Genomic DNA, 16,104 nt, shown 5'->3' on the forward strand with positions numbered 1-16,104 from the left:
TATTACATTTATAGCTAAAATATTAGAGTTGGTTTTTATTATATTATGTAAGTTAAAGAAGGAAGTTAATGTCGATTTTTATTTCAAAAAAACAAAAAGCGCAATTAGAAACGATTAATCAAAACTTTGCCGTAATATCTTTTACTCCTGAAGGAGTTATCAAAGAGGCAAACAGGGCTTTTTTAGATGCTATGGGTTATGAACTTAATGAAGTAGTTGGAAAGCATCATAGTATTTTCTGTGACAAAAACTATGTAAATAGTTCTTCATATACAAAATTTTGGAGTGATCTTGCTTTAGGAAAAGTTAATACTTCAGAATTCAAAAGAGTTAAAAAAAATGGGGAGTCTATTTTTATTCAAGCCTCTTATAGTCCTGTAAAAGATTCATCTGGAAAAGTATATGAGGTAATAAAATTTGCCCAAGATATTACAGAGCAAAAATTAAAGAATTTATATATTCAAAGTCAAATTGATGCAATAAGTAAATCACAAGCAATTATTGAGTTTGATATTAATGGAATAATTCAAACAGCAAATGAAAACTTTTTAAATACTTTAGGTTATAGATTAGAAGAGATTGTAGGAAAACATCATAGTATTTTTTGTGAAAAAAGTTATGTTGATTCAAATGCTTATGAAAAGTTTTGGGAAAAACTAAAAAGAGGAGAATTTGATTCAGGACAATATAAAAGGGTTTCAAAAAGTGGAAAAGATATTTGGATTATGGCTTCATATAACCCGATTCTTGATTTAGATGGAAGACCTTATCGAGTTATAAAATTTGCTACAGATATAAGTGAAAGAAAAAAGATGATGATTCAAATTGATAAAGATGTAAATAAACTAGGAACATCTTTAAATAATCTATCTACAACTTCATACTCTTTAACACAAAGAGCAAAAGAGACTATGACAGAAGCACAAGAGGTATCTTCTTCTGTTATTGAAGTTAATAGTTCAACTTCAGAAGTTTCACAAAAAATTCAAACAATGCAAAAATCTATTATTGAAATATCAGAATCAACTCAAAAGAGTAAAAAAGTTGCTGATGAAGCACAAGAAAAAACGGGAAGAATAATTGAAGCTATTAAAAAATTAAATAATGAATCAGAAAAAATTGATGAAACAATAGGAATGATTTCTCAAATTGCATTTCAAACAAATATTCTTTCTTTAAATGCAGCAGTTGAAGCAGCAACAGCTGGAGAAGCAGGGAAAGGTTTTGCGGTAGTTGCACAAGAAGTTAGAAACTTAGCAAACAGAAGTGATGAAGCAACAAAAGAGATAACTACTGCAATTGAATATATTCAAAATCTTGTACGAGAATCTTTAGAATCAATTACAAATATTGATGAAACAATAAAGCAGATGAATATTATGTCAAATCAAATTTCTGATTCTATGATAGAGCAAAAATCTTTATCAAATGATGTGGCAAATTTAACTTTACAAAATAGTGATAAACTAAATCAAGTAACAAATAATATTTCTTCTTTATCTACTAATGCAAAAGAGACAGATGTTGAATCAAATGATAATTTAAATGTTTCAAATGAGCTAATTGAAGTTTCAAATGATTTAATAGAGACACTTACAAAATTAAGATAAAAATAGTTTTCTATTTTTATCTTTTTTAATCTTAGTCTTTTTTCGCAACTAAGTTTCCACTAATTATAGCTTCTCTAATTTGAGTACCTATTTCACTAAAGTTTGATGGGCTATTTGGCATCATAATAGTATTTGAATCAGAGGCAGCTACATCTTTTAGTGTATCAAAGTATTGAGTAATTAAAATTAAATTTAATATTTCTGTTGATTGAATTCCTTCAATTTTTTTCATTTCATCAATACTCTCTTTAAATCCATTTATTATGGCGATTCTTTGATTTGCTATACCTTCACCTTGTAGTTTTTTACTTTCAGCTTCAGCTTCAGCTCTTTTAACCATAAGTATTTTTTCTGCCTCAGCTTTTTCAATTGCTGCTAATTTTTCCCTCTCACTAGCAACAATTTCATTCATTGCTTGGATAATTCTATCATCTACATCAATATCTGTTACTAAAGTCTTAACAATCTCATATCCAAAGCCATCAATAGCCTCACCAAGTTCTATTTTTATGGCATTTGCAATTTCATCTTTTTTTTCAAACACTTCATCAAGTTTCATTTTTGGAACTTCAGCTCTAACAACATCAAACAAGTAACTATTTATCTGCTCTTTTACATCCTCAAGTTCATAATAAGATTTATAGATTTGATTTTTATCATCTAAAATTCTATATTGTGCAGATACTACCACATCTACAAATACATTATCTTTTGTTTTTGTAGAAACTCTTACATCAAGTTGCTGGATTCTAAGAGATTGTGTTGTAACGATTTGATCTATAAAAGGTATTTTAAAATTAATACCTGCATTGGCAATTTTTGTAAACTTACCAAATCTTTCAATTATACTTACTGTTTGTTGCGATACTTGAAAAGCACTATCTAAAGAGATAATTCTTAGAAAGTCAAAATTATTTATTCCATTTAACATGATAAATCCTTCTATGTTTACTTCTATTCAAAATTATTAGATAATAACACAGCTTAACAAAATAATGAGTAATATAATATTATTTAATCTCATCTCTTAATTTTTCTATGGCAAGTTCTTTCTTTTTTGCTTCTACCATAATATCAATACTTTTACTCTCTTCTTCAAACATTTTTTCAAGTTCAAAGAAATCTTTTGCTTCAATAAAGTCAGCATGATTTCCAAATTTCCCATCTCCTTTTGAAGAAAGATGAACTTTAGGTCTTTTTTTTTGCCAAGTTTTTAAAATATCTTTTGGCTCAAACTCACTTAAATTTAGACTGTGATGATAAATATCAAAGACCATCGGTATTTTTGTTGTTTGGCATACTTCAAGTATTTCTTTAGCTGTATAAACTCTTTCATCATTTTCTAAAGCAAGTCTTTGTTTTAGCCAATCTTCTTTTTCAATGGTTTCAACAAGTTTTTCTAAAGCAGAGTTTTTATCTCCATAAGCTCCTCTACCATGAATTAAAACTGTTCCATTATCATCTATTCCCAATCTATCAAAAAGCCAAAAAAACATCTCTAATTCTCTTAATGAGTTTTCTATAACATTCTCTTTAGGAGAGTTTAAAACAGTATATTGTCCAGGGTGTATTGTAATTCTTGTATCAAAATCTTTTAATCTCTCTTTTGTCTCATCAAAAATAGGTGCTAACTTATCAAGCCAAGCCATATCAAAAAGTTTATGGGAAATAAAAGGAACAAAAGAGTTTCCAAGTCTAAAAATAGGGTAGTTATTAGTTTTTGAATACTCTAAAAGCTCAATTAACTCTTTTGCATTTTGTTTTACTTTTTTTTCAACATTTTCATAGTTTAAATTATTTAAATTTATAGTTCTATTTGTAGATAAACTATTATCACTTTTTGAACAAAAAAATCCAAATCTATACATTACCATGGTCCTTTGAATCTAATTGGTTTAAAATCAACTTTTTTTTCATGTTTGGTCGCTCTTCCTTGAACTCTTTTTCGCCATCTTTTATAAGCTTGTGAAGAGATAAGCTCTCTCATTAGATTTTTTACTTGGTTTTCACTTAGATTAAACTCTTTTTGAATTCCTTCAAAAGTAGTTCTATCTTGCCAAGCCATCTGTATTAAACGATTTTTATCTTCTATATTTAAATCTATTTTTTTCATTTATATAAAATCCTAATAAAACCAAAAAGAAATAGGGCTAGGGAAATCTCTTTAGGCTCAAAGCCATAAAGTAAATAGAAAATTGCAGCAAAGAAGAAAGCAAATGAAACTCCATAGGCTTTTAACTGCTTTTTTGCACTCTCTTGAATATACTCCAATTGATTTTTTGATAATTCAACTTCAAGGTTTCCTTCACTTGCTCTTTTTACCATAGTCTTAAAATCTTTAGTAATAAAAGGAAGCTCTTTTATCTCATCTATTATGGTTTCATATATGCTATTTTTTGCACCTAAAGCTTTTGGAAGGTTTTTCTTTAGAATTGGTAAGATATCTTTTATTCCATTGAAGTTTTCAATATATGTAGTTCCTAAGCCTTCTATAATTGCACTAACTCTAAGGATATAAATTGCATCACTTGGAAGTTTAAAGGGTAAATTTCTAGTACTTTCTAAAACTTCAAAAGCTAGTTTTTGCATTGATTCACTATTTAGATTTTCATTTGAAAAGATATTAAACATTTTTGAAGTAAACTCAGTAAGCTCTCCCATTGGAGCTTCATAGGCAACTGTTCCCAATCTTTTACTTGCATTTATATAAGTCTCAAAGTCTTGCTCATTTGCAGCTTTAATAAGTTCTATTATTGCTATTCTTTTATCATTTGGAACTGTTTTAACCATTCCAAAATCAAGTAGTATCAATTCACCTTTTTTGTTTACAAGAAGATTTCCTGGGTGTGGGTCTGCATGGAAATATCCCTTTATAAGCATTTGAGTTGTATAAAAGTCAACAAGATTTGAAATAATCTTTTTAAAGTCAATTTTATGCTTAAAGATATTTTCTTTATCATCAAATCTAAATCCCTCTTCAAAACTCATAACTAAAGCATCATCACAAGAATATTTTTTATATGCTTTTGGAAACTTAACCTTTTGTTTTTTATATACTTTTTTGAAGTTTTTTAGGTTTTGTAGTTCTTGGTTTAAACTAACTTCCTCAACAATCATCTTTGAAAACTCTGAGATTACAGCCTCAATAGAGTTTTTAGTATAACTTGAAAATAGAGGTTTAAATAATGAATTAAAAATATTTATAATTTTTATATCAGCTAAAACTTGCTGTTTTATTCCTTTACGTCTTAATTTTACTGCTACTTTTTTATTGTTTTGTAGTGTTGCTTTATGAACTTGTCCAATAGAAGCTGAAGCAATTGGTGTTTTATCAAACTCTTTAAAAATTTCTTTATTTTTAAAGGCTTTATTATAAACCTCTTCAAAATCTTTTTCTTTCATAGGAGGTATCTGGTCATGTAAGTTTTTTAATTCAGCTAAATACTCTTCACTAAAAAAATCAGACCTAGTAGCTAATACTTGTGCTAGTTTTATAAATGAAGCACCTAATTTAACAATTGTATGTTTTAACTTTTTAGGTTTTAGTGGTTTAATAAATAAAAAGCTATCTTTTCTTTTTATTACTAAATAAACTGTTAGTAAAAATATAAAAACCCTATAAACTCTAAGTGGTGAATAAAATTTTATAGTAAATCCTTTTAATGATATATCATTCTAATAGGTTCTGGCATTGGTTTATTGAAATAATATCCTTGCATATAATCAACGCCAATCTCTTTTATAGTATTTAACTCATAGGGTGTTTCAATTCCTTCAGCTAATATCTCAATACCATTTTCTCTAGCAAGATTAAACAAAGCTTTATAAACTGAACGCTTTAGTTCATCATTATTGATATTTGAAATGATATTTCTATCAACTTTAATAATATCAGGCTTTAACTCTATAATCATATTTAAACTAGAGTATCCTTCTCCTACATCATCAAGAGCTATTTTAAAGCCTTGCTCTCTATAAAATTCTAATATTCTTTTTAAATGTTTTTGATCTTTAATACTCTCTGTTTCAACTACTTCAAAAACAATATTCGAAGTATCAAACTCTAGTTGTTTTGCCCATTTAACCGTTGAGCTTAAACAAAACTCTGGGTCATAAATAGATGTAGGAAGAAAGTTAATAAAAACTTTTTGTTTAACTTTTTTTGTAGCTGCTGTTTTTAAAGCACTCTCTCTACAAAGTCTATCAAGGTTAAAGTTCATATCATTTCTAGTGGATTTTTCAAATAGTTCATTTGGGTAAATTAAAGTTCCATCAGCTCTTACCCCTCTTACTAGTGTTTCATATCCATAAATTTGGTCAGTTTTTACATCAATTATTGCTTGAAAATGTGAAGTTAAAGATTGATTTTTTATTACATCAAAGAACTCCTCATCTTCAATCATATTTATATATCTTTGAAGTGGTTTTGAATTTAAAACTGCTTTATATGATAGTCCTTCATTGTTATAATCAATAAAAACTTTTATATCTTCTTTTTCTAAAGAGTTAAAAGTTGTCTCAATAGCATCTATATTTTCATAGAAAAACTCTTTTGTATTTTCAATATCTATATAGACTATATTTTCAATTTTTTCAAAGTGGATATTTAGTTTCTTTAAGAAGATTTGTACTTTAGTTATAAGTTCATCAAATTCACTTATAAAGTATATTTTTGAGTCTTTATTACTAAACTCATATTTTATATCACATCTATTACAAGGCATAATTTTCCTTTATGGTTCTAATCTGTAAATATCCCAAGAATTATCATCTTTTAATTCATAAACAAATCTATCATGTAGTCTATTTAATCCACCTTGCCAAAACTCAAAATATGTAGGTACTATTTGATAACCTCCCCAAAAAGAGGGAAAAGGTATCTCTCCATTTGAAAACTTTTTTCTCATTTCATCAAATTTAGTTTCTAAAATACTTCTTGAGTTTACAACTTGACTTTGGTGTGAAACCCAAGCTCCCAGCTGACTACCTTTTGGTCTTGAAAGAAAATATTTCATTGAAGCAGCTTTAGAAATCTTTTTTATAGTTCCTTCAATTCTTACTTGTCTTTCTAATCCTAACCAAGCAAAATGAGCAGAGATATTTGGATTTTCATCAATATGTTTTGATTTTTTACTATTGTAATTTGAGAAAAATACAAAACCTTTTTCATCATACATTTTAAGTAAAACGGTTCTTTGCGTAGGTTTTAAATCTTTTCCAACTGTACAAAGAGTAAAAGCATTTGGCTCTATAAGTTGGGCTTCAAGTGCTTGCTTAAACCATTTTTCAAATTGTTTAAAAGGTGTTTCTTCTAAATCCTCTCTATGTAAACCTTTTGAAACATACTCTTGTCTCATTTTCGATAAATCAGGCATTAAAATTCCTTTATTTTTCTAGCTCTTCTTTTAGTTTTTTTAAATCTTTTTTAGTAACTAAATCTAAATCATTGATAACTTCCTTGATTAAAGACTTAATCTGCTTTTTGATTTTTTTATCTTCAATTTTCCCTTTTTTTTCTAAGGTCTTTAAAAACTCTTTTGCATCAGCTTTTTTGATTTTGCCTTTTTTTTCTAGGGTTTTGATTTCATTTTCAACTTTTTGTCTAACAATTACGGCAGCTCCAAGACCAGAATAAATTAATTCTTTAATCATAGCTTTCTCCTTTTTTAATATAAAACAATTTTATAATGAATTGTATTAGATAAAAGAAAATATTAGTAGTAAAAAAATGTAAGTTTATAAAAAAGGTTTACTTATATCATGTAGAATGATTTTTTCTATTTTTTTTGATTCCCCAAAGTGAGGTAATAATCTAAACTTAATATTTAAATGCTCTTTTTTTAACTCTTCAACAATTTCAGGAATATCTGATAAAACATGTCTTCCTGAATTTAAGAAGTATGGATAAAAGCTAATATCATTAGCTCCTTTGATTATGAATTCAGTAACAACACTTTTTATATCAGGAGTTGCAAGTTCTAAAAAAGCAGCTTTTTTTAAATCGTAGATTTTATCTTCTTCTATGATTTTATCAACAAGTGCTAAAAACTCTTCATTTGATTTCTCTTTTTTACTACCATGTGCTATAAAGATTATCGCTTTCATTTTTCTCCTTTAAAAAGAGTTGTAAACTCTTGGCACTTCTTCTTGATATTTTTGCTTTTCCAAACATCACTTATAACTGCAAGCATATGAGCACCTTTGTTTATTAGTATCTCTGCATTTTTACTTGTAATACCACCAATAACACAAATAGGAAGGGAAAACTCTTTTTTAGCTTTTGTTATAGTTTCTTGATTTGCAAGTGGTGCATTTGGTTTTGTACTTGAAGCAAAAAAAGCACCAAAAGCTAAATAATCTACTTTTAGTTTTTCCATTTCTCTTGCAATATCTAAACTATCATAACAAGAGATACCTAAAATACCTTTAAAGTTATTTCTGATTTCTTTTACTCTATGGTGATCACTTTTTCCCACATGAAGACCATCTATTTTTAGTTTTATGGCTAATTCAACTCTATCATTTAATACAAATAAAGCTTTATACTCTCTACAAAGTTCTTGTAGCTCTAAAGCTAATTTTTCAATCTCTTCATCAGAAGATATTTTATCTCTTAGTTGAACTATTGTTGCTCCACCTTCTAAGGCTTCTTTTATTTGAGTTAAAATAGTCTCTTTAGGAGTTAAAGTATCATCACTTATTACATATAAACCAGTTAAATTTATAGACATTCTTTTCCTTTTTTATGTGCAATTGGTCCTTTTCCATGACCTATATTTGGTGCATTTAAAATTGCTTGATAGATAAACTCTTTTGAGATTTTGATTGCTTCTTCTAAGCTTTTTCCAAGGGCTATATTTGCTGTAATGGCACTTGAAAAACTACAACCTGTACCATGGTTATTTGTAGTTTCTATTAGTTTTGTATAAAATACTTTTTTTTTCTTATTATCAAAGAAAGTATCCATACTAAACTCTTCATTTTCTTTTTTTACAATATCATTTTTGATAACTACTTTGCAAGGAAGTTTTGAAATTTCTTCAATTGCTTTTTCATTTAAGACATCATAATCAAATAAAGCTTTTGCTTCATATAGATTAGGCGTAATGATATTTACATAAGGAAATAGAGTTTTTAAGTTCTCAATTGCATCATCATTTAGAAGTTTTGAACCAGCTTTTGAGATAAATACAGGGTCAAAAACAATAGGAATATCTAAATCTTTAATTGTTTCTCTTACAATATCAATAATCTCATTTGAAAAAAGCATTCCTATTTTTATAGCACTTACTTCAAAATCCTCTAAAACTCTTAATATCTGTTCTTGCACAAATGAAGGAGAAATCTCTTGAATATTTGTTACTCCTTGAGTGTTTTGAGCAGTTAAAACAGTAAGGGCACTACAACCAAAAGTATCAAAGGCTTCAAAGGTTTTTAAATCTGCTTGAATACCAGCTCCACCACTACTATCACTTCCAGCAATTGTAAGTACTACTTTCATAAAAGTCCTTCATCTTTTTTGCTTATTGTCTTAAAGTTTGACTTTAAAGCAATTTAAAATATCTATTAAATATTACTTTTTAGGAAAATCTTTTATTATAGTAATTACAAGTTCACCAACTGTAAAGCCAAACTTTTTCATTTTTGAGTGATTTATGATTACTCCATCTTTTTGTAAGTGAAGCCAATCTTTTACACTAATATCAATAGTACTATTGTTATATGGAACTCTCATCACATAATCAATCATAACAGTATTTCCTAAAGCTTGCATCTTTGCAGTTCCTACAATATCTCCTGCTGTTGCATCAAAGGTTTTATCTCCTGTTGGAACTAGCTTCCAAACTCTTGTAAGCTCTTCACCATCGTCATAAACAAACTCTTCATCTAAAGTTCCTACACCATTTTCATCCCAAGAACCAATAAGAACTCCTTTGAAAGTTCTAATAATTTTCCCTGATCTATCTTTTACTAAACCATAAGCAGTTAATTTCCCATTAAAATACTCTTGGGGAATAAACTCAGGAGTTTTATCTTTGAAATCTTCTATTTGCATTTTGCTACATCCTGTAAAAAATAAAATTGCTAAAGCAATAAAAATAGTGCTAAAAAATCTATTTAAATTTTTCATGCTACAAGTCCTTCATTTAAATGCATATTTTCATACCTTGTAAATACAAGTTGTACAAGATTGATATTTCTTGTTAAAAACCCAGCTTCACAATAACAAAGGTACATTTTCCACATTCTAATAAAGTATTCATCAAAACCTAATTTTTGCACTTCTTCAAGATTGTCTAAAAAGTTTTTATGCCAAATATTTAGAGTTTTTGCATAGTGTTCTGTAAACTCTTCCATATGAAGCAAGTTTAGTTTCGTATGTTTTGTTGTTGTTTCAAGTATTTTTCCTACACTTGGAAGATGTCCTCCTGGAAAAATATACTTTTGAATAAAGTCTGTTCCTTTGCAATATGAATTATATCTTTGATCAGGCATTGTAATTATCTGCATAACTAAAACACCATGGGGTTTTAATAAGCTTTGACACTTTTTAAAGAAGATATCAAAGTACTCACGTCCTACTGCTTCAAACATCTCTACTGCAATGATTGCATCAAACTCTCCTTGCATATCTCTATAATCTTTCAGCATAATATTTATTGATTCTTCTATTTTATGCTCTTTAAATCTATCCTCACAAAGTTTCTTTTGCTCTTTTGATAGGGTTAAAGTGGTTACTTCACACTCATATTTTTTTACTAAATGCATAGCCATAGCTCCCCAACCAGAACCTATTTCAAGTACTTTTGAACCTTTTTTTAGATTTAGTTTTTTTGCTAAAACATCAAGTTTTCTATTTTGGGCTTCAAATAAGTCTTCATTTTCATGTTGAAAAACAGCAGCTGAATACATCATCGTATCGTCAAGCATTAGTTTAAAGAAGTCATTTGATAAATCATAGTGTTCTTGAATATTCTTTTGTGCTCTTGTTTTAGAGTTTTTTCTAAGAAAATGTTTGATTTTATTAAAAAATGGAAATAGATTATAAAGGCTTAAACTCTTTTCATCTTCACTTTTTGTTTGAAGTTCATTTGAGTTTAAAAGGGCAATTTTGATTAAAGAAGTTAAATCCTCACACTCAAAATCCTTATCCATATAACTTTCTGCAAAACCAATATCTCCATAAAAGGTTAATCTTTTAAAAAGCTTTGCATTATTTAAAATAAGTTTTGCTTTAGGATAAGTTTTATCACCATAAGTTTTAATATTTCCATTACTAAAGTGAACTTCTAAGTCACCTCTTTTTATTTTAGATAAAAATTTATCTCCGATTTTATTCCAGAAAGTTTCCATTAGTATCTCCTTACTGTATCTTTTTGAATAGGTTTATTCCATTTTAAACCTAATAGTTTTAGTTTAATACTTTGATATATTGTTCTTGTTACAACCCAAAAAGTTAAAAACGTATGTTTAAAAAATAGATTTGTTAAGTTTTGAGTTGTAAACTCTTTTGATTTTGCTGTAAAAGTTGAAGTTAATTTTTTCTTTTCATCTTCAAAAAGTATTACATCAAGACTTAAATATCTTTCATCATAAATTAGTGAAAATTCATAATCTCCATCTCTTTTAAAAAATGGAGAAACATACATATCTTTTTTTGTTTTTCCTTGGAATATTTTGCCATTCCATGAAGTTAGTTTCACAGGATAGATAACTCTTCCTCCATTATAATTATGAACTTCTGCAATAAGAAAGCTAGGCTTGTCATTTTCAAAAAGGATTAAGACACTTATTGGGTTAAAAACAAAACCAGTAATTCGTGGAAGAGTTAGAAATCTCATCTTTTTTGTAGGTTTTATTGCAAAACTTTTTAATAAAAAATCTACATTTTCTAAAAACTCTTTTTTATTTCCAAAATGGTCTTTTGAATAAAAAGAGAATAGATTGAATTTGTTATATGAAAATAGTCTATTTTCTAAATTTTCAATAGAAGATAAATCAATATCAAGCATAAAAAATTTGTATTTAAAACTATGCTCTTTAGGCAGGAATCTCTTATGATAAATCATTCCATCAAAAATTAAGTGTTTCATAACTGGCATCCAAACTCTTTTGCAATAGTATTTGCACTATATAATCCATCTTCATGGAAACCATATCTCCAATATGCTCCCGCATAATAAGTATTGTTTTTTCCATTTATAAGCTCTCTTTTTTCTTGAGCTTTTATAGCTTTTAAATCAAATTGAGGGTGAGAATAGTTTATTTTTTCAATTACATTATCTAAAGATTGAGTTTCATTTAAAGAGACAAAATACTCTTTTTTCTTTTTTAGGTTTTGTAAAGTATTTAGCCAATAAGAAAGGGTTACACTCTCTTCTTTTCCATCTGTTTTATAATTCCAAGCTGCATAGGCTTTTTTATTTGGGAATAAAGCTTTTGTATCAGTATGTAAAACAGCATCATTATCTTTGTATTTAAAGCTCGAAAGAATATTCATTTCATCATTACTTGGGTCATCTAGCATACTAAGTGCATCTGGTGCATGCATAGCTAAAATTACTTTGTCATAAATTGATTCACTTAAATCTTCATGTATTAAAATTACTTTACCATTCTCTCTTTTTATACTTTTAACTGTAGAGTTAGTATATATTTTCCCCGATACTTCAAGGGCAATTTTATTAACATAGTTTATAGAACCACCACTTACTGTTAGCCATTGATGGTGAGTATCAACCCCTAATAAACCATGGTTTTTAAAGAAATTTAAAAAAGCTCTAGCTGGAAACTCATTCATTTTTTTAGTTGGTGTTGACCAAATAGAAGCACCCATAGGAATAATATATCTATCTTTGAAGTAGTTTGAATAAGGTTTTAGATATTCACCCAAACTTAAGTCTAAATCTTTAGTATCGTTTTCTAAATCTTCATTTGCTTTTTTGTTAAATTTTAAAATATCTTTAATCATAATATAATGACTTGGATTAAATAGGTTTTTCTTTTGAAAGAACATACCTTTTAGGTTTTGACCATTATAAGCAGTGTTTGACTTTGTATCCCAAAATGCAAAACTCATATCAGAATTTTCTATCTCAACGTTTAGTTGTCTAAATAGTTTAGTTAACAATGGATAAGTTTCATGGTTAAATACTAAAAAGCCAGTATCTACACCAAACTCTTCATTATCTTCTTTCACAAAAGTAGTTCTAGCATGCCCACCAAGTCGTGAACTTTTTTCATAAAGGTCTACATGATGTTTTTTACTTAATAAATAAGCAGAGCCTAAACCACTAATTCCTGCTCCTAAAACAGCTATTTTTAATCTATTTTGTTTCATTTGTATCTTCCATTTTTATCTTGTTTTGTAAATATTAATTTTGATGTATCCATGTAGTTTTTTATAAAGAAAAGCAATTCCTCTAAATTCTCTTTTTTCATAAAAGGTTTTCTATGCATAATCCATAGATTTTCCATAGATTCATCACTCATAATTGCTGTTTGGTAAGATTTGTCTAAATAGATAATTTTATACTCTTTAGAAAAAATCCAATAATATGTTTTATCTAGCTGTGCTAAGTTGTTCTCTAAAAGTGGTTTTACAATACCTGTATAAGAGATTAACTTTCCTCCAATCTCATATTCAAAACATCTATTGAAAACTTTTAGTCTATTTTCATTTATATTTTTATATTCAACTGTAGCAGCAACACAATTTTCTTCAAATTTATTATATGTTCTTGCTATTTCATACCAAAGCCCAGCAAAACTTTTAGGACTGACATATTCAACGGGCTTTGGTGAAATAATTGAAGCTTGGGAAAATGATAGTAGGGTAAATAAAATTATTAGAAATAACATTTTCATCTCAAACTCCTTTCAATAGCTATTTTATATATATTGAAAGGATTTTTGTATATAAAAAATGTCAGTTAATAAACTATTGTTTATCTTCTTTGTATTTATTTATAAAAATAATTGCAAGGGCTTTTAAAATTACAGGAGCTAAACCATAAAGTAAGGCAAGGGTTAAAATAGATTCAGAACTAGGGTTACTTTTGTCAAACTCAATTAAACCTAAAATACCAAAAGATATGGCAACACTTAGAGCAAGTGATAATTTAGTAATCATAGCCCAAATTCCAAAGAGTAAACCAGAGCAATTCTTTTTTACTTCTTCTGCTTTTTGTGTCAAATCAGAATAGATTGCTGTTGGAAAAGCTAAATCAGCTCCTAAAGAAAAACCTGAAACTATACAGATTATTAAAAAAGCAATAAAACTATTTTCATCTAAAAAAGGAACAAAAATAAATGAGCTTGAAGCTAAAATAATAGAGTAAATCCAGACTCTTTTTTTAGAAAATCTTTTAGAAATAATTGTCCAAATAGGTAATGCTAAAACTCCTGCTAAGAAATATACTATCAAAAGAATACCACTTGATTGAGGCTCTTTTATTACAAATTCTACAAAAAGCAAAAATAGTGTCGCAGGAATTGCATTTGCAAGATTATTAAAAAAATATCCTATTTGTAAGGTTTTAATTTTAGGTAGTTTTTTGTAAACAACTTTTATATAAGAGAGTTTAAACTTTTCACTATCTTTTGTAATAACTGTTTTTATTTTAAGTAAGGAAACAATAGTAAAATAAGTAAAAAGTATAAGAAAAACAACAAATAATAAATCTAAAACCTCTTTTGTATTATTGGAAATAGAGAATAAAAAAGGAAGAAGTAAAGCTATTAGTACACCAATGATTGTACCTATCTCTCTTACACTATTTAGTTTTGTTTTAAAGTGATAATCACTACTTATTTCAGCTGACCAAGTAAGATAAGGAATATTAACCATACTCCAAGCAACATAGACTAAAAATGAGAAAGAAAATAACCAAAGATTTGCATACTCTTCCTTTGGGTTAATAAGTAGATAAAAACTAATAGTTAATAAAATAGCACCTATAGTTATTAAAGGTTTTCTTGAATTAAAAATCTCTTTACTCTTATCACTTAAATAACCTAAATAAGGGTCTAAAAATACATCAAACAATCTTGCTAAAAAAAGTGTTATACCAATTATTGCCATATCAATACCAATATCTTTAGCATAAAAAGTTGGTAAATAAATATATAAAGGAAGTCCAAGTATTGCCAGTGGAATAGCAAGAAGACTATAATATATTTGGGTTAATTTAGTCATTTATCTTTCTTTTTACAAATCTTATTAGTAAGGAAACAAAAGGGAGCTTTTCATAAAGATTTGATGCTGCATCCCAAAAATCTTCATGTAAGACTACTTTATTTTCTTCATTAAAAACAACTCTACTAACTCCTTCAAAACTTTGAATCTCTTTGTCTTTTTTAAATCTAAAAGTAAAAGTCCATTTGATATAAGCGATGTTTCTATTTTCAACTATTTCATCGATTTTAAATTTTGGTTCTTCAAGTTTTTTGTACATATTTAAAAAAATTCTAAAAATATTTTGTAACCCTTCTACTTCATGGAAAGGGTCTTTAAATTTAGCATTTAAATCAAAATATTTTGCATACTCTTTTAAAGGAGTATATTTATTTATGGATTCAAAAAAAGAGGTATAATTTTGAGCTTTCATTTTAACATCCTTTTTGTGATAGCTAAGGAAAACTTATATGGAATAATACTTAAAAACTGTAGAAAGAGTCTAAGTTTAGTAGGAAATCTTATCTCAAAAGAGTTATCTTTTACAATTGCTTTATAAATCTCTTGTGCAGCAAAATCTGCTTCCATAAGTTGAGGCATTTCAAAACTATTTTTACTTGTAAGTCTGGTCTTTACAAAACCATGATTTATGATTTGTAAATCAATATTTTCTTGTTTTAATTCTGGATAAATTGATTGAGCAAGATTTAATAAAGCAGTTTTAGGAGCAGAATATCCACCACCTTTTGGTAATCCAAAATATGTAGAAAGACTTAAGTTCCAAACCCATTTACCTCTTTTTTGTTGTAAAAAATATTTTGAAACTTCTGTCATAATATTTACAGCACCCAAATAGTTAATACTATTCATTTGAGCAAATTTATTATAATCCCAAGCTTTCATATCCATAACTTCATATGCTCCTGCATTATAAAACCAAATATCTAAGCCATCAAAAGCTTCCCAAGCCTCTTTCACTTTTTTATTTGTATCTTCATTGTTTGATACATCAAAATCAAGTAGATATAAATTCTCTTTGTACTCTTCTTTTAGTTTTAATAGTTCAATATTTTTATTCGTTTCTCTTGAACTAACTATTAGTTTAAAACTATTTTTTAAAAGAATTTTACTAAGTTCTAAACCTATACCACTACTTCCACCAACTAACCAGATTTTTTTGTTTGAAGTTTCCATGATATACTCTTTTTTATTTATTATATATCTTCTTTTGTGTTTTTAATAGGAGTATTTTGTTAGATTATAGGAAAAATAAATAGAAGAGTTATCTTTAACTAGCTTATAAACAAAATAGCTGTA

19 protein-coding genes are annotated in these 16,104 nt (G+C 27.4%); 1 reads left to right on the forward strand and 18 read right to left on the reverse strand.

Annotated features, from left to right (window positions below; translation table 11 throughout):
• Positions 1-68: 68 nt before the first annotated feature.
• Positions 69-1,610: a methyl-accepting chemotaxis protein gene (locus tag ABIV_RS05750; protein ID WP_114838952.1), complete on the forward strand. Its 1,542-nt coding sequence runs from the start codon at positions 69-71 to the stop codon at positions 1,608-1,610.
• Between the two features lie 31 nt (positions 1,611-1,641).
• Here the strand turns inward: ABIV_RS05750 and ABIV_RS05755 are convergent, their stop codons facing one another.
• The 18 genes from ABIV_RS05755 to ABIV_RS05840 form a co-directional block, all read right to left on the reverse strand.
• Positions 1,642-2,541 carry an SPFH domain-containing protein gene (locus ABIV_RS05755; RefSeq protein ID WP_114838953.1) on the reverse strand — a complete coding sequence of 300 codons (900 nt, stop codon included), beginning with the start codon at positions 2,539-2,541 and terminating at the stop codon, positions 1,642-1,644.
• 79 nt (positions 2,542-2,620) lie between these two features.
• Positions 2,621-3,478 (reverse strand): UV DNA damage repair endonuclease UvsE, encoded by an 858-nt coding sequence (gene uvsE / locus ABIV_RS05760; protein WP_162917980.1) that lies wholly within the window; start codon positions 3,476-3,478, stop codon positions 2,621-2,623.
• Positions 3,478-3,723: a TIGR03643 family protein gene (locus ABIV_RS05765; RefSeq protein WP_114838955.1), complete on the reverse strand. Its 246-nt coding sequence runs from the start codon at positions 3,721-3,723 to the stop codon at positions 3,478-3,480. Before ABIV_RS05765 ends, uvsE begins: the two co-directional genes overlap by 1 nt.
• Entirely contained in the window at positions 3,720-5,012 is a 1,293-nt protein-coding gene (locus tag ABIV_RS05770; RefSeq protein WP_237673229.1) for an ABC1 kinase family protein, read from the reverse strand. Before ABIV_RS05770 ends, ABIV_RS05765 begins: the two co-directional genes overlap by 4 nt.
• A gap of 257 nt (positions 5,013-5,269) precedes the next feature.
• The gene (locus ABIV_RS05775) at positions 5,270-6,334 is read right to left on the reverse strand and encodes an EAL domain-containing protein (protein WP_114838957.1); all 1,065 of its coding nucleotides are present in this window, start codon (positions 6,332-6,334) and stop codon (positions 5,270-5,272) included.
• A 9-nt stretch (positions 6,335-6,343) separates the two neighbouring features.
• Complete coding sequence (pdxH, locus tag ABIV_RS05780) at positions 6,344-6,985, reverse strand: pyridoxamine 5'-phosphate oxidase (protein WP_114838958.1); 642 nt, start codon at positions 6,983-6,985, stop codon at positions 6,344-6,346.
• 10 nt (positions 6,986-6,995) lie between these two features.
• Positions 6,996-7,262 carry a hypothetical protein gene (locus ABIV_RS05785; RefSeq protein ID WP_114838959.1) on the reverse strand — a complete coding sequence of 89 codons (267 nt, stop codon included), beginning with the start codon at positions 7,260-7,262 and terminating at the stop codon, positions 6,996-6,998.
• Between the two features lie 84 nt (positions 7,263-7,346).
• Entirely contained in the window at positions 7,347-7,715 is a 369-nt protein-coding gene (locus ABIV_RS05790; protein ID WP_114838960.1) for a sirohydrochlorin chelatase, read from the reverse strand.
• Positions 7,712-8,341: a thiamine phosphate synthase gene (thiE, locus tag ABIV_RS05795; RefSeq protein WP_114838961.1), complete on the reverse strand. Its 630-nt coding sequence runs from the start codon at positions 8,339-8,341 to the stop codon at positions 7,712-7,714. Before thiE ends, ABIV_RS05790 begins: the two co-directional genes overlap by 4 nt.
• Positions 8,332-9,111 (reverse strand): bifunctional hydroxymethylpyrimidine kinase/phosphomethylpyrimidine kinase, encoded by a 780-nt coding sequence (thiD, locus tag ABIV_RS05800; protein ID WP_114838962.1) that lies wholly within the window; start codon positions 9,109-9,111, stop codon positions 8,332-8,334. Before thiD ends, thiE begins: the two co-directional genes overlap by 10 nt.
• Before the next feature lie 72 nt (positions 9,112-9,183).
• Positions 9,184-9,741: a DUF3833 domain-containing protein gene (locus ABIV_RS05805; protein WP_114838963.1), complete on the reverse strand. Its 558-nt coding sequence runs from the start codon at positions 9,739-9,741 to the stop codon at positions 9,184-9,186.
• Entirely contained in the window at positions 9,738-10,964 is a 1,227-nt protein-coding gene (locus tag ABIV_RS05810) for an SAM-dependent methyltransferase (RefSeq protein WP_114838964.1), read from the reverse strand. The genes ABIV_RS05805 and ABIV_RS05810 overlap by 4 nt, the downstream gene beginning before the upstream one ends.
• A complete protein-coding gene (locus ABIV_RS05815; protein ID WP_114840462.1) occupies positions 10,964-11,704 on the reverse strand; it encodes a DUF1365 domain-containing protein in 741 nt (246 codons plus the stop codon). The genes ABIV_RS05810 and ABIV_RS05815 overlap by 1 nt, the downstream gene beginning before the upstream one ends.
• On the reverse strand, positions 11,701-12,951 hold the full coding sequence (locus tag ABIV_RS05820; protein ID WP_114838965.1) for an NAD(P)/FAD-dependent oxidoreductase: 1,251 nt from the start codon (positions 12,949-12,951) through the stop codon (positions 11,701-11,703). The genes ABIV_RS05815 and ABIV_RS05820 overlap by 4 nt, the downstream gene beginning before the upstream one ends.
• Complete coding sequence (locus tag ABIV_RS05825; RefSeq protein ID WP_114838966.1) at positions 12,948-13,478, reverse strand: lipocalin family protein; 531 nt, start codon at positions 13,476-13,478, stop codon at positions 12,948-12,950. The genes ABIV_RS05820 and ABIV_RS05825 overlap by 4 nt, the downstream gene beginning before the upstream one ends.
• A 73-nt stretch (positions 13,479-13,551) precedes the next feature.
• The gene (locus ABIV_RS05830; RefSeq protein ID WP_114838967.1) at positions 13,552-14,808 is read right to left on the reverse strand and encodes an MFS transporter; all 1,257 of its coding nucleotides are present in this window, start codon (positions 14,806-14,808) and stop codon (positions 13,552-13,554) included.
• Positions 14,801-15,220, reverse strand: coding sequence for a nuclear transport factor 2 family protein (locus ABIV_RS05835; protein WP_114838968.1), 420 nt, complete (start codon positions 15,218-15,220; stop codon positions 14,801-14,803). Before ABIV_RS05835 ends, ABIV_RS05830 begins: the two co-directional genes overlap by 8 nt.
• A complete protein-coding gene (locus ABIV_RS05840; protein WP_114838969.1) occupies positions 15,217-15,981 on the reverse strand; it encodes an SDR family NAD(P)-dependent oxidoreductase in 765 nt (254 codons plus the stop codon). The genes ABIV_RS05835 and ABIV_RS05840 overlap by 4 nt, the downstream gene beginning before the upstream one ends.
• Positions 15,982-16,104 lie beyond the last annotated feature (123 nt).

This window comes from Halarcobacter bivalviorum, assembly GCF_003346815.1.
Classification (GTDB): Bacteria; Campylobacterota; Campylobacteria; order Campylobacterales; family Arcobacteraceae; genus Halarcobacter; species Halarcobacter bivalviorum.